The following is a 23118-nucleotide window of genomic DNA, read 5'->3' as shown; positions in this document are numbered from 1 at the left end:
GTTCTCCATGAAGCTTCGCAAGGTCACCGCCGCCTCGGCCGCAGCCCTCGTCCTCGCCCTGACGGCCACCGCGTGCGGCGGCGACAACAAGGACACCGGCACGAGCAGCAGCGCCGGCACGGGCAGCGGTGGCGGCGGCAAGATCAAGGTCGGCATCAAGTTCGACCAGCCCGGCCTCGGCCTCAAGAAGCCCGACGGATCGTTCGCCGGCTTCGACGTGGACGTCGCCAAGTACGTCGCCAAGCAGCTGGGCTACGGTCCGGACCAGATCGAGTTCGTCGAGACCAAGAGCGCCGACCGCGAGAACGCCCTCTCGCGCGGTGACGTCAAGTTCATCGCGGCCACCTACTCGATCAACGACGAGCGCAAGAAGAAGGTCGACTTCGCCGGCCCGTACCTGCTGGCCCACCAGGACCTGCTGATCAAGTCCGACTCGGACATCTCCAAGGGCACGGACCTCAACGGCAAGAAGCTGTGTTCCGTGACCGGCTCGACCTCTGCGCAGAACGTCAAGAAGACGATCGCCCCCGACGCGAACCTCAAGAAGGTGAGCTCCTACTCGGAGTGCATCGCCGGCCTGCAGAGCGGCGCCGTGGACGCGGTCACCACCGACGACTCGATCCTCGCCGGCTTCGCGTCCCAGGACCAGTACAAGGGCAAGTTCAAGCTCGCGGGCCTGAAGCTGAGCAACGAGAACTACGGCATCGGCGTCAAGAAGGGCGACACCGCGACCGTCGACAAGATCAACAAGGCCCTGGAGCAGATGGTCAGCGACCACTCGTGGGACAAGGCCGTCAAGGACAACTTCGGCCCGGCGAACTACAAGAACGAGCCGGCCCCGAAGATCGGCGTCATCGTCCCGAACGCCTCGTAACCACGGCTCAGCCCAGCGGGTCACGTGCGGTGCGCCGCCGTCCGTCGCGATCACGGCGGCGGCGCGCCCCGCCCTCCTCATACGCCACCCACCCGGAAGCGCGGGAGATCGTGTTCGACTTTCTTGAAGGTTACGACGTCCTGGGGGCGTTCTGGATGACGGTGAAGCTCACCGCCGTCTCCGCCGTGGGCTCCCTCGTCTGGGGCACCCTGCTGGCCGCGATGCGGGTGAGTCCGGTTCCGCTGATGCGCGGGTTCGGCACCGTCTACGTCAACGTCGTCCGGAACATCCCCCTGACGGTCATCATCCTCTTCAGCTCGCTGGGCCTCGCCGACATCTTCGGCATGACCATGGGGAGCGACGACTTCGACGTCCAGGGCTTCCGGCTGGCCGTGCTCAGTCTGATCGCCTACACGGCGGCGTTCGTCTGCGAAGCGGTCCGCTCCGGCATCAACACCGTGCCGCTCGGCCAGGCGGAGGCGGCCCGGGCCATCGGCCTGAGCTTCACCCAGACCCTCACCCTCGTCGTCCTTCCGCAGGCCTTCCGCTCGGTCATCGGCCCGCTGGCCAACGTCCTGATCGCGCTGACCAAGAACACCACGGTGGCGGCCGCCATCGGCGTCGCCGAGGCCGCCTACCTGATGAAGACGATGATCGAGAACGAGGCGCAGACGCTGCTCATCGGCGCGGTCTTCGCGTTCGGGTTCGTGGTACTGACCCTGCCGACCGGCCTCATCCTCGGCTGGCTGGGCAAGCGACTGGCGGTGAAGCGATGAGCTCGGTCCTCTACGACACTCCCGGCCCCCGCGCCAAGCGGCGCAACGTCCTGTTCTCGGTGGTCTTCGCCGTCCTCCTGGTGCTGCTCCTGTGGTGGGTGTGGCAGAAGATGGACGACAAGAACCAGCTCGAGTCCGCCCTGTGGAAGCCGTTCGTCGAGTCCGAGGCGTGGACGACGTACCTGCTGCCCGGCCTCGTCAACACGCTGAAGGCCGCGTCGCTCGCCATGGTCATCGCCCTTCCGCTGGGCGCGGTCTTCGGCATCGCCCGGCTGTCCGACCACCGGTGGGTACGCGGCGTGTCCGGCACCGTGGTGGAGTTCTTCCGGGCGATCCCGGTGCTGCTGCTGATGCTGTTCGCCAACGAGTTCTACGCCCGCTCCACGAACGTCGGCAGCGCGGAGCGGCCTCTCTACGCCGTCGTCACCGGTCTGGTGCTCTACAACGCGGCCGTCCTCGCCGAGATCGTCCGAGCGGGCATCCTCTCCCTGCCCAAGGGCCAGACGGAGGCGGCGTACGCCATCGGTCTGCGCAAGGGCCAGACGATGAGCAGCATCCTGCTCCCGCAGGCGGTCACCGCGATGCTCCCGGCGATCGTGAGCCAGCTGGTCGTCATCGTCAAGGACACCGCGCTCGGCGGCGTGATGATCGGCTTCGCCGAGCTGCTCAACTCCCGTGGCACGCTCGCGGCCAACTACGCCAACGTCGTCCCGAGCTTCATCGTCGTCGCGGTCATCTTCATCCTGCTGAACTTCCTTCTGACCAGCTTCGCGAGCTGGCTGGAGCGCCGGCTGCGGCGCAGCAAGCGCAGCACGGGCGCGGTCCTCGGCGTCGACAAGGTCGACGACCTGAACGCGGCCGAGGTCGGCGGGAGCTACGGCACCGGCGCGGGCGGCGGCGGAATCTGACGCACACTCAAGCGGGGTGACCGGTACGGAGGCAGTGGCGTGCGCGCCACTGCCTTTCGTCGCTTGACGCAAACAACGACAATGGGTTGCATACGTTCTGTGATCGTGCACCCTGCTCAACCCCGTTGTTCACCCAAGCCCGCGAGGACACCGTCGAAGGCAGGGGGCGGCACGCCGTGGACCCGGTGATCATCGTCGGAGCCGGGCCCGTGGGACTCACGCTCGCTCTGGCACTGGCGCGCCAGCAGGTGCCGTCCGTGGTGCTCGACGAGGGCTCCGGCAAGGACGAACCCCGACTCGCGCGCACCGTCGTGCTGCGCGAGGACACCGCGGCCCTCGTGCAACGGCTCACCGGGGCGGACCTCGGCCCGGCCGGCCTGCGCTGGGCCGGATGGCGCTCGATGCGGCGCAAGCAGGTGATTCGCGAGGTCGTCTTCGACGACGCCGAAGACGCCGACCACGTCGGCGGCACCGGCCCGGCCCCGCTGCACACCGCCGAGCCCGCTCCGCTGCACATCGCCCAGCACGCGCTGACCGGCGCGCTGCGCACGGCCCTGGAGGGCGAGCGGCTGGTGAAGGTCGTCGCGGACAGCCGGGTGGACGGCGTCGAGCAGGAAGCCTCAGGCGTCACGGTCCACACCCGTGGCCCCCAGGGCACCTGGTGGCGCGGCAGCCACCTGGTCGGCTGCGACGGCCCGCGCTCCACCGTCCGCAAGCTCCTCGACATCCGCTTCCCCGGCCGCACCGCGGTGGAACGACACGCCGTGGCCGCGCTGCGCGTGGAACTTCCCTGGGCCGACGAGGCGTTGCTTCATCGAACACCGCCGTGGCGGACGTCCGGCCCCTCCGCCGGGGAGGTCACCGCGCGCCCGCTGCCCGAAGGCGTCTGGCGGCTGGACTGGCTGCTGCCGCCCGGCAAGGACCTCGTCACGCCCGAACTGCTCGTGGCACGCATCCGCGAGACCCTGGCGGGCTGGAGCGGCGGCTCCACGCCCGCCTACGAACTGCTCGACACCGGCGTCCACACCGTGCACCACCGGCTGGCCCGCCGCTGGCGCGTGGGGCGCGTCTTCCTCGCCGGGGACGCCGCCCACCTGCTCGGCGCGTTCGGCGCGCAGGGCCTGGACGAAGGCCTGCGCGACGCCGACAACCTGGCCTGGAAGCTCGCCCTGGCCTGGCACCACGGGCCGCGCGAGGCGCTGCTCGACAGCTACCAGGAGGAGCGGCGCGCGGTCGTCTCCGCCCGGCTGCGCGCCGCCGACCAGGCGCTGCCGCTGCTGCGCGGCGCGGGCGGCATCAGGGCGTTCGTGCCCGGCGCGGCCCGCGGCCACGACGTGCTGTTCGCCGAGGGCCACCTGGGACGCGGGCCGCTGGGCGCGGCCGGCACCTACGAGCAGTCCCCGCTGGCCACCCGCCACCTGGAGGCGGAGGCGCCGGTGGACACGCCTCCGGGAGCACAGGTCCACGACGTCCGCGTGACGGCGGAGGACGGCTCGTTCGTACAGCTGCGGGACCGCCTCGGCCGCGGCGCGCTGCTCGTCCTGCTGATCGCGCCCGGCACCGGTGTGTGGGAGCGCCGGCACTGGGTCAGCGCGGGGATCATGCCCCGCCTGGCCGCCGCGGTGACGGCCCTGCCGAGCCCTGCCGAGCTCCTGGTGGCGGAGCGCTACCCGGGCGCGGCCGCCCACACCGTCCTGCTGATCCGTCCGGACGGCCATCTGGTCGCCGCGCTCGGCGGGGTCCGCCCGGCCGATCTGTACGCGGCGGCGGAGGCGGCCCTGGGCGGCCCCGCGAGAACACAAGACCCTCAGGGTGCTCAAGGCGCGCAAGGCGTTCAAGGCGCTCAGGGAACTCACGAGGCGTCGGCGGCCGGCGCGGCGGCGAGCAGCGCGGCCAAGTGACGTCCGCGCGATGTCCGCGGGGCGGCGCCGGGGTGAAGACGGGGACCCCGCGCGCCGTCGCGTCGCGCCGAGGAACACCGGCCGTGGCGCGGCCCGTCGCCGGGCCCTCGCCGCGGGCCGCCCCGCGGCGAGTCTCTCCGCAGGTGCTCCGCAGGTCCCGCTGCGGGTCTCGCCGCCTGCCGACGCTCGTGTGGGTCGTATGACCCACACGCTGTCACCGTGCGGTCCACATGGTGACGGTGAGTTGACCGACGTGCACCGACATGGTGTACTCCGAATCGTGACCGACACCGATGTGCGCCTGTGGCGGAGGGTCCACATGGACCTCGTCCGCTATGCGGGCTGCGTGTGTCGTCCGTCCTGCTGAATTCGCACCCCCTTCTTCCACCGGCGCGCGCCGCCGTAGCGCATCGCGCTCGTGCGCGGCCGCGCGCCTCCCCGCGAACGTTCACAGGACGGTACCCGTGTCTGTCTCCCCCTCCCTGCCCGCCGTCGCCGCTGACGCCGCGCCGACGCAGGCAGACCTCCTCGACTTCGTCCGGCGGACGGCCGCCGACGCCGAGCTCATCGCCTCACTCCCCCTCGACCCCGAGGGCCGCACCTGGGTGCGCCTGGAGGGCCCCGGCGGCAGCGAGGCCTGGCTGATCGGCTGGCCGCCCGGCACGGGCACCGGCTGGCACGACCACGCCGACTCGGTGGGCGCCTTCCTGACAGCCCAGGGCACGCTGAAGGAGTACTCGCTCAACGCGCGGCTCCCCACCGACGGCTGGAAAACCCTCGAACTGGCGGACGGCATCGACCGGGAACGCACCCTCACCGCCGGCCGCGGCCGGGCGTTCGGCCGCCACCACGTCCACGAGGTGCTCAACGAGTCCACCGAGGAACACGCCGTCTCCGTCCACGCCTACTACCCGCCGCTGCCGCGCATCCGACGCTACAGCCGCACCGGACACGTGCTGCGGCTGGAGCAGGTGGAACGTCCCGAGGACTGGCAGTGAGCGGCGCGAGCACCCCTCAGGACGGACCGCCGCACGGACGGCGGGAAGGCCAGACGGGCCAGACGGGCCAGACGGGCCAGCGGGCACTGCGGGATGGACGTCCGGAGGGTCAGACGGATGACCGACCGGACGGTGGACCGGACGACGCACTGGACGACGCACTGGACGACCGACAGCCGCCCGGCATAGACGAGTTGCTCGAACGAGTACGTTCCGGGTACGCGCGCGTGGACGCTCGGGAGGCCTACGAAGCCTCCCGCGCGGGTGAGGCGCTGCTCGTCGACATCCGCTACGCGGCCTTGCGCGAGCGGGACGGACTGATCCCCGGCGCGCTGGTCGTCGAGCGCAACGAACTGGAGTGGCGTCTCGACCCCCGCGGCAGCCATCGCCTCCCCGAGGCCACGAGCCACGACGTGCGCGCGATCGTGATCTGCAACGAGGGCTACGCGTCGAGCCTCGCCGCGGCCTCGCTGCACCAGTTGGGGCTGCGCCGGGCGACCGACCTGGTCGGCGGCTTCCAGGCGTGGAAGGCGGCGGGACTCCCGGTGACCCCGTAGGCGGACCGCGGCCGGACGCCGCCGTCAGTCCCTCGCCGTCGCGACCGTCACCGCACGCACCCTGAGCGCCACCCGCCCCGGCACGGCGGTGGCGACGAGGGCGAGGAGTACTACCGCCCCGGCGACCACCTTGGCACACGAGAGGGACGACCGCCGGGCCGCCCTTCCGGTCATGCCCACGCTGAACGCGGTGAGGACGGCCGGCGCGATGCCACTGCCGGAGGTGGCGGCGACGGCCCGCAGCAGAGCCGGCTCGCGGTGGCGCTGCTGGACGGAGAGCGCGAACGTCCCCACGACCAACAGAACCGCCACCAGCAGCGAGGTGCCGCCCATGGCTCCCCCCATGCTCACCAGCCTGGTGCGAGCCGCGGCGGCGTCCAGGAACTCGACCGGTCCTCGGGCGTCTCCTGAGCTGGTCTGGGCCCCGGTGCTCCGCGGGACCGTAAGGTGTGGCCGCCTGGGGGGTGTCGTCGGGGCCAGTTGTCGGGGGGCCTCCCCCGCCCCCTCCCTCCCCTCCCCCGCCCACCCCCACCCTCGTCAAGCTCAGTACCCGTCGTCCTCCAGGGACTCCGTGTCCTCGCCCTCTTCTTCCAGCGCCTGCCGGACGACCCGCAGGGCCATGCCCTCGGGGTAGCCCTTGCGCGCGAGCATGCTTGCCAGGCGACGCAGCCGTTTGTCGCGGTCCAGTCCTCTGGTCGAACGCAACTTGCGGGCGACGAGTTCGCGCGCCGTCTCCTCCTCCTGCTCGGAGTCCAGACGGCCGACGGCCTCGTCGATGAGCGTCGAGTCGACGCCCTTGGTCCGCAGCTCCCGGGCGAGGGCGCGCCGGGCCAGTCCCCGACCGTGGTGGCGGGAGTCCACCCAGGCGTCCGCGAAGGCGCTGTCGTTGATCAGCCCGACCTCTTCGAACCGCGAGAGCACCTCCTCCGCGACGTCGTCCGGGATCTCCCGTTTGTGCAGCGCGTCCGCGAGTTGCTTGCGCGTGCGCGGGGTCCCGGTGAGCAGGCGCAGGCAGATCGCCCGTGCCCGCTCAGCCGGGTCCCCTGAAGACGCCCCCTGCTCGGCCCTCGACGAGGAGGAGGCGCCTTCGTCCTCGTCGGACGGTTCTTTGAAGCCGCGCCCCCGGCGCCCACGCCCGCCACGTGGACCGCCTTCGCCGCCGCGTCGCGCTCGGCCGCCACGGGGCCGGGCGTCGCCGTCCGCCCCCTCGCTCCGACGCCGGTCGCCTTCCGGCCGGTCGTCGGCGTCCGGGGCAAGGCCGCCGTCGACCCCGTTATCCCCTTCAGGGGGAAGGTCGGGGCGGACGTACTCGGCCCAGTCGGTTCGTCGTGTCACGGATCAGCTCTTGGCAGCCGCGGCCTTGGTCTTGGCGGTCTTGGCGGCGGAAGCCGGCACCGCCTTGGCTGCGTCGTCCGGCGTGCCGGCGGCCACCGCGGCGTCCGGTCCCGGCTCGGCCGCGGGCTCCTCGGGGCGCACTCCGACGCCCAGCTTCTCCTTGATCTTCTTCTCGATCTCGTTGGCGAGGTCGGGGTTGTCCTTCAGGAAGTTGCGGGCGTTCTCCTTGCCCTGGCCGAGCTGGTCGCCCTCGTACGTGTACCAGGCGCCGGCCTTGCGGACGAAGCCGTTCTCGACGCCCATGTCGATGAGACCGCCCTCGCGGCTGATGCCCTGCCCGTAGAGGATGTCGAACTCGGCCTGCTTGAAGGGCGGCGCGACCTTGTTCTTGACGACCTTGACGCGGGTGCGGTTGCCGACCGCGTCCGTGCCGTCCTTCAGGGTTTCGATGCGGCGGATGTCGAGTCGCACCGAGGCGTAGAACTTCAGCGCCCGGCCACCGGTGGTGGTCTCCGGGGAGCCGAACATCACGCCGATCTTCTCGCGGAGCTGGTTGATGAAGATCGCGGTGGTCTTGGACTGGTTGAGCGCGCTGGTGATCTTCCGCAGCGCCTGGCTCATGAGACGGGCCTGGAGGCCGACGTGGCTGTCGCCCATCTCGCCCTCGATCTCCGCGCGCGGCACGAGTGCGGCGACGGAGTCGATGACGATCAGGTCGAGGGCGCCGGAGCGGACCAGCATGTCCACGATCTCGAGGGCCTGCTCGCCGTTGTCGGGCTGGGAGAGGATGAGGTTGTCGATGTCGACGCCGAGCTTCTTGGCGTACTCGGGGTCGAGGGCGTGCTCCGCGTCCACGAAGGCGACCTGGCCGCCGGCCTTCTGTGCGTTCGCCACCGCGTGCAGCGTCAGCGTCGTCTTACCGGAGGACTCCGGGCCGTACACCTCGACCACGCGGCCCCGCGGCAGACCGCCGACGCCGAGGGCGACGTCGAGTGCGGTCGACCCGGTGGGGATGACCTCGATGGGCTCGTTCGGCCGCTCGCCGAGTCGCATCACGGCGCCCTTGCCGAATTGCCGTTCAATCTGTGCGAGAGCGGCATCCAGGGCCTTCTCGCGGTCGGTTCCTGCCATGGGTTCCACCCGATTTGCTTGAGTCGATCGCTTCACGTCAAAGACGCTAACGCCTGCCACTGACAATGCGCCTGGACGCCGGTTCAGCCTGTGGATAACTCGTGCACTTACCCGACCAAATCAGGACGGAACAGTCGCCGAGAGCCGCACCGGAGCCTCCATCAGAATAGATGTTCGATTTTCGTGTCAAGCGCACCACGCGGCACTTCCGAGGCTACGTTCACGAGCCGCCGAAGCCCCGGCGCCGCCCCGGCTGCTCCACCGGACGTACCGCGGGTGTCTCCGTCCGGACGACGACGAGGGGCGGCGCGGCCGGGAGGCTGGGTGCATGGACGTGGACGAGCAGAAGACCGGATCCCCCCTCGGCGAGACCGGATCGCGCTCCGCCGAGCCCGGATCCCCCGGTGAGGGGGGATCCCGGCCCACGAGCCCGCCCCCGGACGCCGCGCACGGGTACGCGCGCTCCCTCTACCGCCTCTACGGGGCGACCGCGCTCCTGCTGATCCTCTCCGGTCTCTTCCACCTCGTGGTGTTCGCCGTCGACGGCGGCCCGTGGAACGGCCCCGTCTCCTGGCGCAAGCCCGTCACTTTCGGCCTCACCTTCGGCGTGACGCTTCTGGCGGTCGTCCAGGTCACGTCGTATCTGCGGACGGGACGGCGACTGCGCACCGTGCTGCTCGGGGTATTCGCGGCAGATTGCGTCGTGGAGGTCGGAGGCATCACGCTTCAGGCGTGGCGCAAGGTGCCCTCGCATCTGGACATGGAGACGCCTTTCGACACGGCGGTGTCCATGACGCTCGCGGTCGGTGGCGGCGTCCTGGTGGTGCTGCTCGCCGCGTTCGCCGCGATCTCCTTCCGCCGACGGCCGACGGGTCCGGCCGGAATGGCGCTCGCGGTGCGGTCCGGCTTCGCGATCCTGCTCGTCGCGCCGGCCTCGGGTGCGGCGATGATCGCGCGCGGTGTGGTGCTCACCCGCACCGGGCATCAGGAGGCCGCGTACAGCTCGACGGCGCCGCTCAAGCCCCTGCACGGGGTCAGCCTGCATGCCGTCCTGGTGCTGCCCGCACTGGCCTGGCTGCTGTCCCGCACGTCCTGGAACGAGGCGGCACGGTGGCGGATCGTGGCGGCTGCGGTGGGCTGTTACGCGGTCGCGGTCGCCGCGGCCGGGGTGTGGGCCGTCCACACGTACTGACTGACGTGTCGGCGTGCTGCCGCCCCGCTCCCCCTCTCCGCTCCCGTCCTCGACACCGGCCCCGAGCCGGCCCCCTCGATCGGATCTTCCGAATCTCCGGACCCGCCGGACGCCGAACACACGGACCCGCCGGATTTTCCAGACCACAGGACCCGCCGGAGGCCCGGACCTCAGGAGTCGCCGGACCCCTGTCGTGGCCCCCTCTGCCGGTTCTGTCCTCGCGCCCACAGCCCCCGCGCGCGGGTGAACGGTCCCGACCCCTCGCCGCGGTCCCGGTGGCCGTGGACGCGGGGGTCGTCCATGACGGCGTAGCGCTTCACGTAGGCGCCCAGGAACGCCTGCAGCGTGGCGACCGCCGGGATGGAGATCAGCGCCCCTATGGCGCCCAGGAGGGCGGTTCCGGCGATGACCGAGCCGAAGGCGACGGCGGGGTGGATGTCGACGGTCTTCGACGTCAGCTTGGGCTGCACCATGTAGTTCTCGAACTGCTGGTAGACCACGACGAAGATCAGCACCCAGAGGGCGTACAGAGGCGAGACCGTGAAGGCGATCAGCATGGGCAGGGCGCCTGCGAGATAGGTGCCGATCGTGGGGATGAACTGCGAGACGACGCCCACCCACACGGCGAGCACGGGCGCGTACGGGATGCCGAGGGCCTGCAGCAGCACGTAGTGCGCCACACCGGAGATCAGCGCCATCAGGCCGCGCGAGTAGAGGTAGCCGCCGGTCTTGTCGACGGCGATCTCCCAGGCACGGAGCACCTCGGCCTGCCTGGCCGGCGGCAGGACGGAACACACCGCGCGGCGCAGACGCGGACCGTCGGCGGCGAAGTAGAACGAGAACAGGGCGATCGTCAGCAGCTGGAAGAGACCGCCGAGGACCTGGGTGGAGACGTCCAGAACGCCGGCGGCGCTGTTCTGGGCGTACTTCTTCAGCCAGTTGGAGTGGAGCAGGCCCTCCTGGATGTCCACGCGCCTGAGTTCGGTGTGGAACGTGGTGTTGACCCAGTGGATCACCGAGTCCAAATACTCCGGGAAGCCCTCGATCATCTTGATGATCTGTCCGGCGAGCATCGAGCCGAGCAGCGCGAAGAAGCCGGCCACGACGATCAGCAGGCCGAAGAAGACCAGGAAGGTGGCCAGCCCCCTGCGCATCCCTCGGGCGGCCATCCGGCTGACCGCCGGTTCTATGGCCAGGGCCAGGAAGAACGCGATGAGGATGTTGAGCAGCAGGCCGATGAGCTGGTGGAAGGCCCAGGTGCCCAGTTGGAACGCACCGATGAGGGCGAGGGCGAGCACCATGGCGCGCGGAAGCCAGCGCGGCATGCGCGCGGCGTGCCCGGTGTCGCCCTGGGTCGGGGACGGTTGCGGGGACGGCGTCGTGCCGGGCGGGGATGCGTTCCGGGCGGTCTGCCCGGTCTCGTCAGTGGGTGCCACGGGGCAAGTCTCGCTCATGGCACCGACAATCGGTGAGCCGCGTGCGATCTCCGCCTCAGGTCAGCGCATCTCCTGAGGAACGTTCATCACCAGGCACACCACGCGCCACACGTCCTTGGCGTCCCAGCCGTCCGCCAGCGCCTCGTGCACCGTGCGTCCGCCGAGCTCCGCCATCACGTGATCGCGCGCGAAGGTCTCGGCGTATCCCGTGCCGAAGTGCTCGTCCATTCGCTGCCAGAAGACCGTCAACCGCATGACACCAGTATCCCGCGCGCGGGGGTGGCCCTCGCCGGGACCGCCTGCCGAGACCGCTTTCCGCCCTACGGTCTGACCATGGCCGATTCCGGAGCATCCGCACTCCCCCCGACGCCCCCGGCGCACTCCCCGATCTTCCGCGCCGAGCACTTCGTCTGGCTGACCGCGCGCGTGCTGGAACAGCGCGTCTTCGCGCACGACTTCCTCCACGGCGGCGCCGATCCCGTCGAGACCGCCCTCGACGCCTACCGCAACGAGGACGGCGGATACGGTCATGCGCTGGAGCCCGATCTGCGCGGTCCGGTCAGCCAGCCGCTGCACACCGCGCGGGCCCTGGCGGTCCTGGACTCCATCGGGCGCCTGGGCGGCCGACGGGTGGAGCGGGTGTGCCGCTATCTGACGTCGGTCTCCACGAGCGACGGTGCGCTGCCGGCGGTCCATCCCAGCCAGCGTGGGTACCCGGCGGCCCCCTTCATCCCCATCGTGGACGACCCGCCCAGCGAGCTCCTGTCCACCGGGCCCGTGGTGGGTCTGTTGCACCGCAACGAGGTGTGGCACGCCTGGCTCTTCAGGGCCACGGATTTCTGCTGGCAGGCGGTGGACTCCCTGGAGCGGTCCCACCCGTACGAGGTCGAGGCGGCCGTGGCCTTCCTGGACTCCGCTCCCGACCGCCCGCGCGCACAGGCCGCCGCCGACCGCCTGGGCCGTCTGGTGCGCGATCACCGGCTCGTCGCGCTGGAGCCGGACCGCCTCGACGCCTGTCCGGTCGCCCCGGGTTACGCCCCGGGCGAGCATCACTTCCCGTACGACTTCGCGCGGACTCCGCAGTCCCTCGCGCGCGCGTGGTTCACCGACGAGGAGATGGCCCGCTCCCTGGACCATCTCGCCGGCGAGCAGCAGAAGGACGGCGGCTGGCCCGTCCGCTGGCGCCGCTGGGCCCCCGGTACGGCGCTCGAAGCGCGACCCATCGTGACGATCGAGGCGCTTCGCACCCTGAGGGCCTACGGCCGCGCCATCGGCTGACCGGGGGCCGGTCGGGAGCCGCCCACCGCGTTCTCGCCGGTCGCTCGCTCTCCCGGCGTCACCCGCCCATGGCCCGGACTCCCGCGGTGACCGCCACGGCGGCCGCGACCACCAGCAGGAAGGGCGCCCGCAGCACGAGGGCGACGACGGCTGCGGCGAGCCCCGCGGCCCGGGCGTCCAGGACGAGGGTGCGCCCGTCGGCGAAGGTCTGCTGGGCCGTGAGGGCGGCGAGCAGGGCGACGGGGAGCAGGGCCGCGAACCGTCTGACGAGGGGTCGTTCCAAGAGCCCCGCGGGGACGAGCAGCCCGGCGAGTTTGACGGCATAGCAGCCGAGCGCGGTGGCGCCGATCGCGATCCAGGTGTTCACCGTTCCTCCTCCTGTCCCGCGCCGTCCCGGGCGGCCGTCTCCCGGGCCGTCTCCCGGGCGGCCGCGCGTCGGCCCTCGACGTAGAGCACGGCCGGCGCGGCCAGCGAGGCCGCCAGCACGGGAACTCCGGCGGGCAGAACCGGCAGCAGGCCGAGTCCCAGGAGCACCGCGAGTCCGGCGACAGCCCGCTCGACGGCGGTCTTCAGCATGGGCGCGAGCAGCGCCAGGAACACGGCGGGCCCGGCCACGTCGAGGCCCCACGCATCGGTGTCCCCGATGGCCTCGGCGCCCAGGGCGCCGAGCAGCGTGGTGAGGTTCCACAAGAGGTACAGGCTCAGTCCGGTGACGGCGAAGCCGATCCGGGCGGCGCGCCGCCCCGGCTGGGCCAGCGACACGGCCGTCGTCTCGTCGATCACCCAGTGGGCGGCGAAGGGACGCACCGCGCGCGGGAGGGCCAGCGACTGCGACAGACGCAGCCCGTAGAACGCGTTGCGCACGCCCAGGAAGAAGGCGCCCGCGGCCGCCGTCAGCGGATTGCCGCCGGCGGCCAGCGCCCCGACCAGCGCGAACTGGGACGCGCCGGTGAACACCAGGAGGCTGAGCGCGCAGGTCTGCGCCACCGTGAGTCCGCTGCCCGCAGAGGTCGCGCCGAAGGCGAACCCGGAGAGTCCTACGGCGACCCCGACCGCCAGGGCGTCCCGTACGACGGTGCCGTCCGGTTTCTCCCCACCGTCGGTTCGGATGTCCTGGTGAGCTGTCTGTTCCGCCACGACCACGAGGGTAGGGGAGCCGGCTCGGGCGGGTCTTGTACGTTCTTGCGCTCGCGCTGGTAGGCCCCTGGCGGGACTCCGACGATCCGGGCGAAGTGGCGGTTGAGGTGGGGCTGGTCGGTGAAGCCCACGGCGACGGCCGCCTCGGCGGGCGTCGTTCCCGCGTCCAGCAGCCGCCGGGCCCGCCGCACGCGGGCATCGGTCAGCCAGGCGTGGGGCGGCAGTCCGTAGGTGTCCCGGAAGGCCCGCAGCAGGGCGAAGGAGCCGGTGCCCAGGTCTGCGGCCAGTTGCTCCAGCGTCGGCGGATCGACGAGCCGCTCCTCCAGGGCGGCACGCGCGCGTGCGGCGATCCTGGCCCCCGCCGACCGGATCTCGCGCTGCGGCAGCGGGCCGCCGTTGCGGCGCAGCAACCGGGTCACCGCCACCCGCAGCAGGGTGTCGGCGGCCAGCGCGTTCCCCTCGTCGGCGGCGCGCAGCACCTGGTGGACGAGCGTGACGGCGTAGGGATCGTCGAGCACGGGGCTGACGAAGCCGGGGGCGCCGCGGAGGGTCGTCGTCTCGGCCGCGATCTCGGCCACGACGTCGGGCGACGGGTACACGGCGCCGTACCGCCAGCCCTCGGGAACGCCGGCCCGTCCGGTGTGCGGGGTGTCCGGGTTGACCAGGGCGAGCGCTCCCGCCCCCGCGTACTGGTCGGCTCCGCGGTGCGCGAAGACCTCGACCCCCTCGGCGATGGCGGCGATCACGAAGTGCTCGTGGGTGTGCCGTGCGAAGGTCTTGCGGACGTACCGGGCGCGCAGCAGGTCGACGCCGGGCAGCTCCGCGTACCGCCAGTGCCGTGCCAGCTCACCCGAACCCGCCATACCCCCATTCTCCGCGACGGCCGGATATCCCCGCTCGTCCCTCCTGTCTCCTCCGCCGCCCCCGGCTCACCGCACCCCGCCGCGCCGCCGGTGAAGCCGCAGCTCAGCGCCATTGTCAGTGGCCGGGTGCAGGATGGACGCATGGTCAGCTCCGCACACCGAGCCCTCGACGGCTTCTCCCCCGCGACCCGCAACTGGTTCACGGGGGCGTTCTCCGCGCCCACCGCGGCCCAGGCGGGCGCGTGGCAGGCCATCGGCGAGGGCTCGGACGTGCTGGTGGTGGCCCCGACCGGCTCCGGCAAGACCCTGGCCGCGTTCCTCGCCGCGCTGGACCAGCTCGCTTCGACGCCGCCGCCCGCCGATCCGAAGAAGCGCTGCCGAGTGCTCTACGTCTCCCCCCTCAAGGCCCTGGCGGTCGACGTGGAGCGCAACCTGCGCAGCCCTCTGACGGGCATCCGCCAGGAGTCCGTGCGTCTGGGCCTGCCCGAGCCCGAGATCAAGGTGGGCATCCGCTCCGGCGACACCCCGCCCGCCGAGCGCCGAGCGCTGTCCACCCGCCCGCCGGACATCCTGATCACGACCCCGGAGTCCCTGTTCCTGATGCTGACGTCGGCCGCCCGCGACGCGCTGACGGGCATCGACACGGTGATCCTGGACGAAGTGCACGCGGTCGCGGGCACCAAGCGCGGCGCCCACCTCGCGCTGTCCCTGGAGCGGCTGGACGAGCTGCTGCCGAGGCCGGCCCGCCGCATCGGCCTGTCGGCCACGGTCCGTCCGGTCGACGAAGTGGCGCGCTATCTGTCCCCGCACCGCAAGGTGGAGATCGTCCAGCCGAAGTCGGGCAAGAAGTTCGACCTCTCGGTCGTCGTCCCCGTGGAGGACCTGGCCGAGCTGGGCGGTTCCCCCGTCGCCGACGGCTCCGAGGGCGCGGAGCGCCCGTCGATCTGGCCGCACGTCGAGGAGCGGATCACCGATCTCGTCCAGGCCCATCGCTCCACGATCGTGTTCGCCAATTCCCGCCGGCTCGCCGAGCGTCTGTGCAACCGGCTCAACGAGATCGCCTACGAGCGGGCCACGGGCGAGTCCCTGGACGAGCACCACTCCCCCGCTCAGCTCATGGGCGGCTCGGGCGCGGCCCAGGGCGCCCCGTCCGTCATCGCGCGCGCCCACCACGGCTCCGTCTCGAAGGAGCAGCGCGCGCTCGTGGAGGAGGACCTGAAGGCCGGGCGGCTGCCCGCCGTGGTCGCGACCTCCAGCCTCGAACTCGGCATCGACATGGGCGCGGTGGACCTCGTCGTGCAGGTGGAGTCGCCGCCTTCGGTGGCTTCCGGCCTGCAGCGCGTCGGGCGTGCGGGGCACCAGGTGGGCGCGGTGTCCACGGGCGTGGTCTTCCCGAAGTACCGCGGCGACCTCGTGCAGGCGGCCGTGGTCACCGAGCGGATGCGCACGGGTTCCATCGAGTCCCTGCGGGTCCCGGCCAACCCGCTGGACGTCCTGGCGCAGCAACTCGTCGCGATGACGGCCCTCGACACGTGGCAGGTGGACGACCTGCTGGCGACGGTCCGCCGCGCGGCGCCCTTCGCGTCGCTCCCGGAGTCCGCGTTCACGGCCGTCCTGGACATGCTGGCCGGCCGCTACCCGTCCGACGCGTTCGCCGAGCTGCGCCCGCGCGTGGTGTGGGACCGGGTCGCCGGCACGGTCACCGGTCGCCCCGGCGCCCAGCGTCTGGCCGTCACCTCCGGGGGGACGATCCCGGACCGGGGCCTGTTCGGCGTCTTCCTGGCGGGCTCCGACCCCAAGAAGGGCGGCGGCCGGGTCGGCGAGCTCGACGAGGAGATGGTCTACGAGTCCCGCGTGGGGGACGTCTTCACGCTCGGCACCAGCTCGTGGCGGATCGAGGACATCACGCGCGACCGGGTCCTGGTCTCCCCCGCGCCCGGCGTTCCGGGCCGGCTGCCCTTCTGGAAGGGCGACCAGCTGGGGCGGCCGCTGGAGCTGGGCCGCGCGGTGGGGGCGTTCCTGCGCGAGGTGGGCTCCCTGCCCAAGGACGACGCCCGGCTCCGACTGCTCACCGCGGGCCTGGACGCGTGGGCGGCCGACAACGTGCTGTCCTACCTGGAGGAGCAGCGTCAGGCCTGCGGGCACGTCCCGGACGACCGCACGATCGTCGTGGAGCGTTTCCGGGACGAACTGGGCGACTGGCGGGTCGTCGTCCACTCCCCGTTCGGCGCCCAGGTCCACGCCCCGTGGGCCCTCGCCCTGGGCGCCAAGCTCTCCGAGCGGTACGGCATGGACGCCCAGGTCATGCACGCCGACGACGGCATCGTGCTGCGGCTGCCCGACGCCGACCTCATGAGTCTGGACCTCCTGGACCAGGAGCCCCTGAGGGCGGGCGCCGAGTACGACGCCGAGCAGGCGCCGGTCGGCGCGGGGGACGTCGTCTTCGACAAGGGCGAGGTGAACCAGATCGTCACCGACCAGGTCGGCGGCTCGGCATTGTTCGCCGCCCGCTTCCGCGAGTGCGCCGCCCGTGCGCTGCTGCTGCCGCGCCGCACCCCCGGCCGGCGCACCCCATTGTGGCAGCAGCGCCAGCGCGCCGCTCAACTGCTCCAGGTGGCCAGTGAGTTCGGCTCGTTCCCGATCGTCCTGGAAGCGGTCCGCGAGTGCCTTCAGGACGTCTTCGACGTGCCCGGGCTCGTGGAGCTGATGGGCGATCTGGAGTCGCGCAAGGTGCGCCTGGTCGAGGTCACCACACAGGAGCCCTCCCCCTTCGCCCGCTCTCTCCTGTTCGGCTATGTCGCCCAGTTCCTCTACGAGGGGGACTCACCGCTCGCCGAGCGGCGGGCCGCCGCCCTGTCCCTGGACTCGCGGCTGCTGGCCGAGCTGCTCGGCCAGGCCGAACTGCGCGAGCTGCTCGACGCCGACGTCCTCGCCGAGCTGGAACGAGAGCTCCAGTGGCTCACCGAGGACCGCCGGGTGAAGGACGCCGAGGGCGTCGCCGACCTCCTGCGCCTCCTCGGCCCGCTCACCGAAGCCGAGTTGGCCGAGCGCGGCGCCGAACCGCACTGGGCGCAGGACCTGGCAGCCGCGCGGCGCGCCATCCGGGTCCGCATCGCCGGCGCCGAGCACTGGGCCGCGATCGAGGACGCGGGCCGCCTGCGCGACGCGCTGGGCACGGCTCTGCCGGTCGGCGTGCCGGAAGCGTTCACCGAGCCGGTCAAGGACCCCCTCGGCGACCTCCTCGCCCGTCATGCCCGCACCCACGGGCCCTTCACGTCCACCGCCGCGGCCGCCCGCTTCGGTCTCGGCGTGGCGGTCACCGAGGGCGCCCTGCAACGGCTCGCCGCGGGCGGCCGCGTCGTCCAGGGCGAGTTCCATCCGGCGGGCATCGGCCAGGAGTGGTGTGACGCGACGGTCCTGCGCCGGCTGCGCCGCCGCTCCCTGGCCGCCCTGCGGCACGAGCTGGAGCCGGTCCCGCCGCCCGCGCTCGCCCAGTTCCTGCCCCAGTGGCAGCACATCGGCAAGGGCCATTCCCTGCGCGGCGTCGACGGTCTGGTGCGCGCGATCGAACAGTTGCAAGGCGCGTCGGTGCCCGCCTCGGCCCTGGAGAAGCTCGTCCTGCCGTCCCGGGTGAGGGACTACGCCCCGGCGATGCTCGACGAACTGACCGCGGCCGGCGAGGTGGTCTGGTCCGGAGCCGGCTCCCTCCCCGGCAAGGACGGCTGGGTGTCGCTGTACGTGGCGGACGCCGCGCCCCTGCTGCTCCCCCCGCCGCACCCCCTGGAGCTGACGGCGCTGCACCAGTCCGTCCTGGACGCGCTGTCCGGCGGCTACGGACTGTTCTTCCGTCAGATCGCCGACCGGGTGCGCGCCACCACCCACCCCGACGCCACCGACCCCCAACTCGCCGACACCGTCTGGGACCTGGCCTGGTCCGGTCGGCTCACCAACGACACGCTCGCCCCCATGCGCTCCCTGCTGGGCTCCGGCCGCACGGCCGGCTCCACGGCTCACCGCGCCAAACGCACCGTCCCACGCGGCCGCTACGGCTCCCTGACGGCCGCCGCCCGGCCGGTCTCCCGCAGCGGCCCTCCGACGGTCGCGGGCCGTTGGTCGCTGCTGCCGAGCCTTGAGACCGACCCCACAGTGCGGGCCCACGCGCTGGCCCGCACCCTCCTCGACCGGCACGGCGTGGTCACCCGGGGGGCGGTCGCCGCCGAGGGCGTCGAGGGCGGCTTCTCGGCGACGTACCGGATCCTCTCGGTCTTCGAGGAGAGCGGTCAGGCGCGCCGCGGGTACGTCGTCGAGGGCCTCGGCGCCGCGCAGTTCGCCATGGACGGCGCCGTGGACCGTCTGCGCGCGGTGGCCAACGCCCGGGACCGCGGCGAGCCCCTGCCCGCCCCGAGCCGGCCCGCGGACGACCCGGAGGAGTTCGTCTTCCCCGACGGCTCCCCGTCCGACGACGTCTGGGACATCCCCGACCCCGACAACCCCTTCGTCCGGCCCGCCGGCACCAGGGGAGCCTCCGCCGCACGCGACGAGTACGTCTCCCCCCGGGACTTCGACTCCCCGGGCGCGGGCGGTCCGAGAGGCGGCAGCGGCTTCTCCGGCAGCGGCCCGCCCGGACGTTTCCCGCACGGCCCCGCCCAGAGCCGCAACCGCGACGGCAGCAACGCCTCACGGGCCGTCGTCCTCGCGGCCGCCGACCCGGCGAACGCCTACGGCGCGGCCCTGGGCTGGCCCGAGCCGCCCACCGGCGCCGGGCACAAGCCGGGCCGCAAGGCCGGCTCTCTGGTGGTGCTCGTCGACGGGGAGCTGACCCTCTACATGGAGCGCGGCGGCAAGACCCTGCTGGCCTGGCCCTCCACCCCGGACGCCCAGGACACGCCCGCCGACGATCCGCGCCTGCACGCCGCCGCCGAGGCTCTCGCCGAGGCCGCGCGCGCGGGCTCCCTCGGCACGGTCACGGTCGAACGCGTCAACGGCGCCTCCGCCCTCACCTCCCCCATCGGCGCCCTCCTGGAAGGAGCGGGCTTCATCGCGACCCCCCGGGGCCTGCGCCTGCGCGCATGACGGCAGGCGGTCGCGAGGCGCGAGGGCCGGTCGCCACGAGGGCCGGCGGCCGGGCACGCCGGCACGGGACGGCAGAGTGGGGGCCGGCCCGCTGAGGCTCTGATCGCCCCCCCCTGGGCGCCCTCCGGCGCGCCCCCGACGCCGTGCCCACCGCGGATCCCGGTCGCCACCGGTATCACGGCTCCCCTGAACCCGATTCAGGCCGCCGGGGCTCAGCGCGCGACGACGTCCGGCTGCCCTGGCTCGCGGCGCCTGAACGGTGCAGACCAGCAGCTCGGGCCGCCCGCCGCCCCACCTCACCGACCGCAAGACCTCCGCACTCACCCCGCCCGCCGGTGTGACACCCGCCGCACCCCAGTCGCCCCTGCGCACCGCCCCCACCCGTCCCCAGGCGCCTCCCCCGACCACCGAGCACGCACCCGCGCCGCCCGCCCAGGCCGACCGGCCCCACCGACGGCGTCGGCCCACCTGCCTCGGAGCCTCCCGCACAACCCACCGCAGACACCACCGAATCCACCCCGGCACGCACCCCGGCGCCTGTCAACGCTTCCCCGCACCCTCCGTCTCCCTCGTGTCACCCTTGACCCATGCCCGAAGGTGACACGATCTGGCAGGCCGCGAGGCGCTTGCACGACGCCCTCGCGGGAAAGCTGCTGACCCGCTCCGATCTGCGCGTGCCCAAGTACGCGACAGCCGATCTCACCGGTCGCACCGTCCTGGACGTCATCGCGCGCGGCAAACACCTCCTCACGCGCCTCGAGGGCGGTCTGACGCTCCACTCGCACCTGCGGATGGACGGCGCCTGGAAGGTCTACACGAACGACCAGCGCTGGACGGGCGGTCCGGAGCACCAGATCCGGGCGATCCTCGGAGCCCACGACCGCACCGCCGTGGGCTACCGCCTCCCCGTCCTCGAACTGCTGCGCACCGCCGACGAGCAACAGGTCGTCGGCCACCTCGGCCCCGATCTGCTGGGCGCCGACTGGAATGCCGAGCGAGCCCTCGCCCGCCTCGCCGCGGACCCGGACCGGCCCCTCGGCGAGGCCCTCCTCGACCAGCGCAATCTGGCCGGCATCGGCAACGTCTACAAGAGCGAGCTCTGCTTCCTCTTGGGCGTCACCCCGTGGCTCCCGGTCGGCTCGCTCCCCGCCGACCGCACCGCGAAGCTGCCCGTGCTCGCCAAGAAACTGCTGGAGGCCAACCGCGACCGCCCGGTCCGCAACACCACGGGCCGCCGAGGCCCGGACCTGTTCGTCTACGGCCGCGCACCCCGCCCCTGCCTGCGCTGCGGGACACGGATCCGGGTGGCCGACCAGGGCGACGGTTCCCGCGAGCGCCCGACCTACTGGTGTCCCGCCTGCCAGACGGGCCCCGCCCCCACGCCGGGTTCCCCACCGACCCTCCGCTTCCGTTCCCGCATGCTCCCGTGACGGCCCCAATTCGTACCCGGCCAGGACGTCCCAATAATTGACGGGCCGTCAGAAGTCCTCGTACCGTCACTTCATGGCCGTGAAGGCGTACGACCTCACCGGACGCACCGCATTCGTCACCGGCGCCGCGAGCGGGATCGGCCGCGCCTGCGCCGTGCTGCTCGCCCAGGCGGGCGCCACCGTGCACGGCGCGGACCGCGACGCACCGGGCCTGCACGAGACGGCGGCCCTGATCAAGGACCAGGGCGGAACCGTCCGCGTCCATCACCTCGATGTGACCGACCGCGTCCAGGTCCGTGAGGCGGTGGAAGCCTGCGAGCGGCTGGACGTCGTGGCCGCGGTCGCCGGGATCATGCACAGCAGCCCGGTCCTGGAGACCTCGGACGAGGATCTGGACCGGGTCCTGGCCGTCAACTTCAAGGGCGTGCTGTACGCCTGCCAGGAGGCGGCCCGCCTGATGCTGACGCGGGGCGCCGGCGGCAGCATCGTCACCATGGCCTCGGGCGCCGTGGACACCGGCGGCCCCGGTCTGCTCTGTTACGGCGTCGCCAAGGCGGCCGTGGTCCAGTTGACGAAGACGCTGGCGACGGAGGTCGGCCGGCACGGGATCCGGGTCAACGCGGTCGCACCGGGCTGGATCCGCACCCCGATGACCGATCGCCACGACGCGGACGCACAGGCGCTCACCGAGGCGCTCATGGCGCGCAGGTCGCCGCTCGGCCGGGTCGGCGAACCGGAGGACGTCGCCCAAGCGGTCCTCCACCTGGCCTCGGACGCGTCGGCGTTCACCACAGGCCAGATCCTCCGCCCGAACGGCGGCGTGGCCATGCCCTGGTGACCGCCCCCGCACCGCCCGCTCGCCCCGCACGCCCGCTCGCCCCGCACTCCGTCCCCGCAGCCGCCCCACGCCCCTCACTCCACCCCCAGGCCCCCAGGCACCCAGGCCCCCACACCAGGCTTCCCGGTCTATGCGCCCCCAGCACCGCCGCGGCCCCCGCACCCGCCCCCGAGTTCACCGTCCCCAAGCCCACCACCGCACCCGCACTATCCCTACCCCTACCCCTCCCCATGCCCCTGCCGCTCCAGCCCCCGCCAAGCGGCCCTCCACCGGCCGTCCACCACGGCTCCCGGCGCCCGCGCCTTGGCCACACAGTGCACCGGCAGCAGGCTCAGTCCCCAGCCCCCCGCGGCCACCGTCCCCTCCAGCACCCCGGCCTCGGGCGTGACGGCGAGCCTCAGCACGGCCCACCACCACAGCGCGCCCAGCCCGAGGCTGAGCACCGAGCCCACTCCGGAAACGGTCCCGCGTCCCGCTATTCGCCCTGCCATGGCCTTCGCCTCCAGCCGAGCCTCGCGCGGATCATGCGGTGTCCGTCCACGACGCCGAAGAACGGGGCCCTCACCCGCGGCGAGGACGGCGTCGGACGCCCGCGCCCGCGTGCCGGGGAACGCACCGGCCCCGGCGACTCACGCGTTCTCCGCCTGGAACATCCAGTGGTGCTTCTCCAGCTCCGCGGTGATGCCGATGAAGATGTCCTGGCTCACGGGATCCGCGTCACCCGTCGCCGCCACCCGTTCCCGCATACGGGTGATGACCGCGCCCAGAGCGGCGACCAGGGCGCCGACGGCGTCGGAGTCCTTGACCCAGCCCGACGGCACCGCGCCGATCCCGCTGCCCGCGGCCACCGTCGACGCCCGCCCGTCCGGCGAGACGCCGAGCGCCGAGGCGCGTTCCGCCACGGTGTCGGAGTGGGTGCGGGCGACGTCCACGACCTCGTCGAGCTGCAGGTGCACGGACCGGAAGCGGGGCCCGACAACGTTCCAGTGGACCTGCTTGGCGACGAGCGACAGGTCCACGAGGTCCACCAGCGCGCCCTGCAGCGCCTCGGAGACGGTCCGCAGGTCGGTGTCGGACAGCGGGCTCTTCACGACGTACATCCGTGCCTCCGGTGTCTTGGCTCGCGCAGTGCCCCTCCACGATCGCCTCGGCGACCGGCGCCGGCAAACGGACCTCGGAGGCCGCCCGGACGGGCCCGGGGAGCCTCAGACAGCGCCCGGGACGCGAAAAACCCCGACCGCACCTTCTCCGGGTCGATCCGGGAGAAGCCCCGGCCGGGGCCTCACACTGCCTGTGCACGTACCTGCGAACGAACCTGCCCGGGCCTCAGGGACCCAGGCGGGCGGGTCTCACGCGGCGACCACGTCGACCGCCTCGGCGGGCGCCTTGAT

At 72.7% G+C, this 23118-nt stretch carries 21 protein-coding genes and 1 pseudogene; 12 read left to right on the top strand and 10 right to left on the bottom strand.

Features of this window, described 5'->3' with window-relative positions:
- Positions 1-7: 7 nt before the first annotated feature.
- From ACFVYK_RS27180 to ACFVYK_RS27150, 7 genes are all read left to right on the top strand, one after another.
- Complete coding sequence (locus ACFVYK_RS27180) at positions 8-874, top strand: glutamate ABC transporter substrate-binding protein (protein ID WP_389778510.1); 867 nt, start codon at positions 8-10, stop codon at positions 872-874.
- 110 nt (positions 875-984) lie between these two features.
- Positions 985-1650, top strand: coding sequence for an amino acid ABC transporter permease (locus tag ACFVYK_RS27175; protein ID WP_389778508.1), 666 nt, complete (start codon positions 985-987; stop codon positions 1648-1650).
- Positions 1647-2558: an amino acid ABC transporter permease gene (locus ACFVYK_RS27170; protein WP_389778507.1), complete on the top strand. Its 912-nt coding sequence runs from the start codon at positions 1647-1649 to the stop codon at positions 2556-2558. The genes ACFVYK_RS27175 and ACFVYK_RS27170 overlap by 4 nt, the downstream gene beginning before the upstream one ends.
- Before the next feature lie 176 nt (positions 2559-2734).
- Entirely contained in the window at positions 2735-4459 is a 1725-nt protein-coding gene (locus ACFVYK_RS27165) for an FAD-dependent monooxygenase (protein ID WP_389778523.1), read from the top strand.
- 10 nt (positions 4460-4469) lie between these two features.
- Entirely contained in the window at positions 4470-4826 is a 357-nt protein-coding gene (locus ACFVYK_RS27160; protein ID WP_389778505.1) for a putative leader peptide, read from the top strand.
- Positions 4827-4923: 97 nt separating this feature from the next.
- Positions 4924-5457 carry a cysteine dioxygenase gene (locus tag ACFVYK_RS27155; protein WP_389778503.1) on the top strand — a complete coding sequence of 178 codons (534 nt, stop codon included), beginning with the start codon at positions 4924-4926 and terminating at the stop codon, positions 5455-5457.
- Between the two features lie 149 nt (positions 5458-5606).
- Positions 5607-6014 carry a rhodanese-like domain-containing protein gene (locus ACFVYK_RS27150; RefSeq protein ID WP_389778522.1) on the top strand — a complete coding sequence of 136 codons (408 nt, stop codon included), beginning with the start codon at positions 5607-5609 and terminating at the stop codon, positions 6012-6014.
- Between the two features lie 221 nt (positions 6015-6235).
- On the opposite strand, the pseudogene ACFVYK_RS27145 reads toward ACFVYK_RS27150, so the two are convergent.
- The 3 genes and pseudogenes from ACFVYK_RS27145 to recA all read right to left on the bottom strand — a co-directional run.
- A pseudogene (locus ACFVYK_RS27145) lies at positions 6236-6443 on the bottom strand (hypothetical protein); the annotation flags it as partial.
- Positions 6444-6557: 114 nt separating this feature from the next.
- Positions 6558-7349: a recombination regulator RecX gene (gene recX, locus ACFVYK_RS27140; protein ID WP_389778501.1), complete on the bottom strand. Its 792-nt coding sequence runs from the start codon at positions 7347-7349 to the stop codon at positions 6558-6560.
- Positions 7350-7352: 3 nt separating this feature from the next.
- Entirely contained in the window at positions 7353-8480 is a 1128-nt protein-coding gene (recA, locus tag ACFVYK_RS27135) for a recombinase RecA (RefSeq protein ID WP_389778499.1), read from the bottom strand.
- A gap of 334 nt (positions 8481-8814) precedes the next feature.
- On the opposite strand from recA, the gene ACFVYK_RS27130 reads away from it, so the two are divergent.
- Entirely contained in the window at positions 8815-9672 is an 858-nt protein-coding gene (locus ACFVYK_RS27130) for a hypothetical protein (protein WP_389778520.1), read from the top strand.
- Between the two features lie 170 nt (positions 9673-9842).
- Here the strand turns inward: ACFVYK_RS27130 and ACFVYK_RS27125 are convergent, their stop codons facing one another.
- Positions 9843-11108: an AI-2E family transporter gene (locus tag ACFVYK_RS27125; protein WP_389778497.1), complete on the bottom strand. Its 1266-nt coding sequence runs from the start codon at positions 11106-11108 to the stop codon at positions 9843-9845.
- A gap of 60 nt (positions 11109-11168) precedes the next feature.
- Entirely contained in the window at positions 11169-11363 is a 195-nt protein-coding gene (locus ACFVYK_RS27120; RefSeq protein WP_389778495.1) for a DUF3046 domain-containing protein, read from the bottom strand.
- Between the two features lie 78 nt (positions 11364-11441).
- Between ACFVYK_RS27120 and ACFVYK_RS27115 the strand changes: the two genes are divergently transcribed.
- The gene (locus tag ACFVYK_RS27115) at positions 11442-12386 is read left to right on the top strand and encodes a hypothetical protein (protein WP_389778493.1); all 945 of its coding nucleotides are present in this window, start codon (positions 11442-11444) and stop codon (positions 12384-12386) included.
- 58 nt (positions 12387-12444) lie between these two features.
- On the opposite strand, the gene ACFVYK_RS27110 is transcribed toward ACFVYK_RS27115, so the two are convergent.
- Genes ACFVYK_RS27110 through ACFVYK_RS27100 form a run of 3 tightly spaced genes read right to left on the bottom strand, consistent with a single transcriptional unit; the run spans position 12445 to position 14386 of the window.
- Positions 12445-12753 carry an AzlD domain-containing protein gene (locus ACFVYK_RS27110; protein WP_389778491.1) on the bottom strand — a complete coding sequence of 103 codons (309 nt, stop codon included), beginning with the start codon at positions 12751-12753 and terminating at the stop codon, positions 12445-12447.
- Entirely contained in the window at positions 12750-13523 is a 774-nt protein-coding gene (locus tag ACFVYK_RS27105) for an AzlC family ABC transporter permease (RefSeq protein WP_389778489.1), read from the bottom strand. Before ACFVYK_RS27105 ends, ACFVYK_RS27110 begins: the two co-directional genes overlap by 4 nt.
- Positions 13424-14386, bottom strand: a complete 963-nt coding sequence (locus tag ACFVYK_RS27100; RefSeq protein ID WP_389778487.1) for an AraC family transcriptional regulator — start codon at positions 14384-14386, stop codon at positions 13424-13426. The genes ACFVYK_RS27105 and ACFVYK_RS27100 overlap by 100 nt, the downstream gene beginning before the upstream one ends.
- 141 nt (positions 14387-14527) lie before the next feature.
- Between ACFVYK_RS27100 and ACFVYK_RS27095 the strand changes: the two genes are divergently transcribed.
- From ACFVYK_RS27095 to ACFVYK_RS27085, 3 genes are all read left to right on the top strand, one after another.
- Positions 14528-19459, top strand: coding sequence for an ATP-dependent helicase (locus ACFVYK_RS27095; RefSeq protein ID WP_389778485.1), 4932 nt, complete (start codon positions 14528-14530; stop codon positions 19457-19459).
- Positions 19460-20046: 587 nt separating this feature from the next.
- Positions 20047-20889 (top strand): DNA-formamidopyrimidine glycosylase family protein, encoded by an 843-nt coding sequence (locus tag ACFVYK_RS27090; protein ID WP_389778484.1) that lies wholly within the window; start codon positions 20047-20049, stop codon positions 20887-20889.
- A gap of 73 nt (positions 20890-20962) precedes the next feature.
- Entirely contained in the window at positions 20963-21727 is a 765-nt protein-coding gene (locus ACFVYK_RS27085; RefSeq protein ID WP_389778482.1) for an SDR family NAD(P)-dependent oxidoreductase, read from the top strand.
- 218 nt (positions 21728-21945) lie between these two features.
- Here the strand turns inward: ACFVYK_RS27085 and ACFVYK_RS27080 are convergent, their stop codons facing one another.
- Together ACFVYK_RS27080 and ACFVYK_RS27075 are read right to left on the bottom strand one after the other, a co-directional pair.
- Complete coding sequence (locus tag ACFVYK_RS27080) at positions 21946-22218, bottom strand: hypothetical protein (protein WP_389778481.1); 273 nt, start codon at positions 22216-22218, stop codon at positions 21946-21948.
- Positions 22219-22356: 138 nt separating this feature from the next.
- Positions 22357-22827: a Dps family protein gene (locus ACFVYK_RS27075; RefSeq protein ID WP_389778479.1), complete on the bottom strand. Its 471-nt coding sequence runs from the start codon at positions 22825-22827 to the stop codon at positions 22357-22359.
- Between the last annotated feature and the right edge of the window lie 291 nt (positions 22828-23118).

This window comes from Streptomyces sp. NPDC058291 (assembly GCF_042880855.1).
Taxonomy (GTDB): Bacteria; Actinomycetota; Actinomycetes; order Streptomycetales; family Streptomycetaceae; genus Streptomyces.
Note: the sequence above shows the minus strand (reverse complement) of the source record. Positions and strands in the feature narration are given on the sequence as shown.

Excerpts from the sequence above, each read along its gene's own strand:
- ACFVYK_RS27180 (WP_389778510.1), top strand. The coding sequence starts at position 8 with ATGAAGCTTCGCAAGGTCACCGCCGCCTCGGCCGCAGCCCTCGTCCTC.
- ACFVYK_RS27170 (WP_389778507.1), top strand. The coding sequence starts at position 1,647 with ATGAGCTCGGTCCTCTACGACACTCCCGGCCCCCGCGCCAAGCGGCGC.
- ACFVYK_RS27160 (WP_389778505.1), top strand. The coding sequence starts at position 4,470 with ATGTCCGCGGGGCGGCGCCGGGGTGAAGACGGGGACCCCGCGCGCCGT.
- recA (WP_389778499.1), bottom strand. The coding sequence starts at position 8,480 with ATGGCAGGAACCGACCGCGAGAAGGCCCTGGATGCCGCTCTCGCACAG.
- ACFVYK_RS27120 (WP_389778495.1), bottom strand. The coding sequence starts at position 11,363 with ATGCGGTTGACGGTCTTCTGGCAGCGAATGGACGAGCACTTCGGCACG.
- ACFVYK_RS27115 (WP_389778493.1), top strand. The coding sequence starts at position 11,442 with ATGGCCGATTCCGGAGCATCCGCACTCCCCCCGACGCCCCCGGCGCAC.
- ACFVYK_RS27100 (WP_389778487.1), bottom strand. The coding sequence starts at position 14,386 with ATGGCGGGTTCGGGTGAGCTGGCACGGCACTGGCGGTACGCGGAGCTG.
- ACFVYK_RS27095 (WP_389778485.1), top strand. The coding sequence starts at position 14,528 with ATGGTCAGCTCCGCACACCGAGCCCTCGACGGCTTCTCCCCCGCGACC.
- ACFVYK_RS27090 (WP_389778484.1), top strand. The coding sequence starts at position 20,047 with ATGCCCGAAGGTGACACGATCTGGCAGGCCGCGAGGCGCTTGCACGAC.
- ACFVYK_RS27085 (WP_389778482.1), top strand. The coding sequence starts at position 20,963 with ATGGCCGTGAAGGCGTACGACCTCACCGGACGCACCGCATTCGTCACC.
- ACFVYK_RS27080 (WP_389778481.1), bottom strand. The coding sequence starts at position 22,218 with ATGGCAGGGCGAATAGCGGGACGCGGGACCGTTTCCGGAGTGGGCTCG.
- ACFVYK_RS27075 (WP_389778479.1), bottom strand. The coding sequence starts at position 22,827 with ATGTACGTCGTGAAGAGCCCGCTGTCCGACACCGACCTGCGGACCGTC.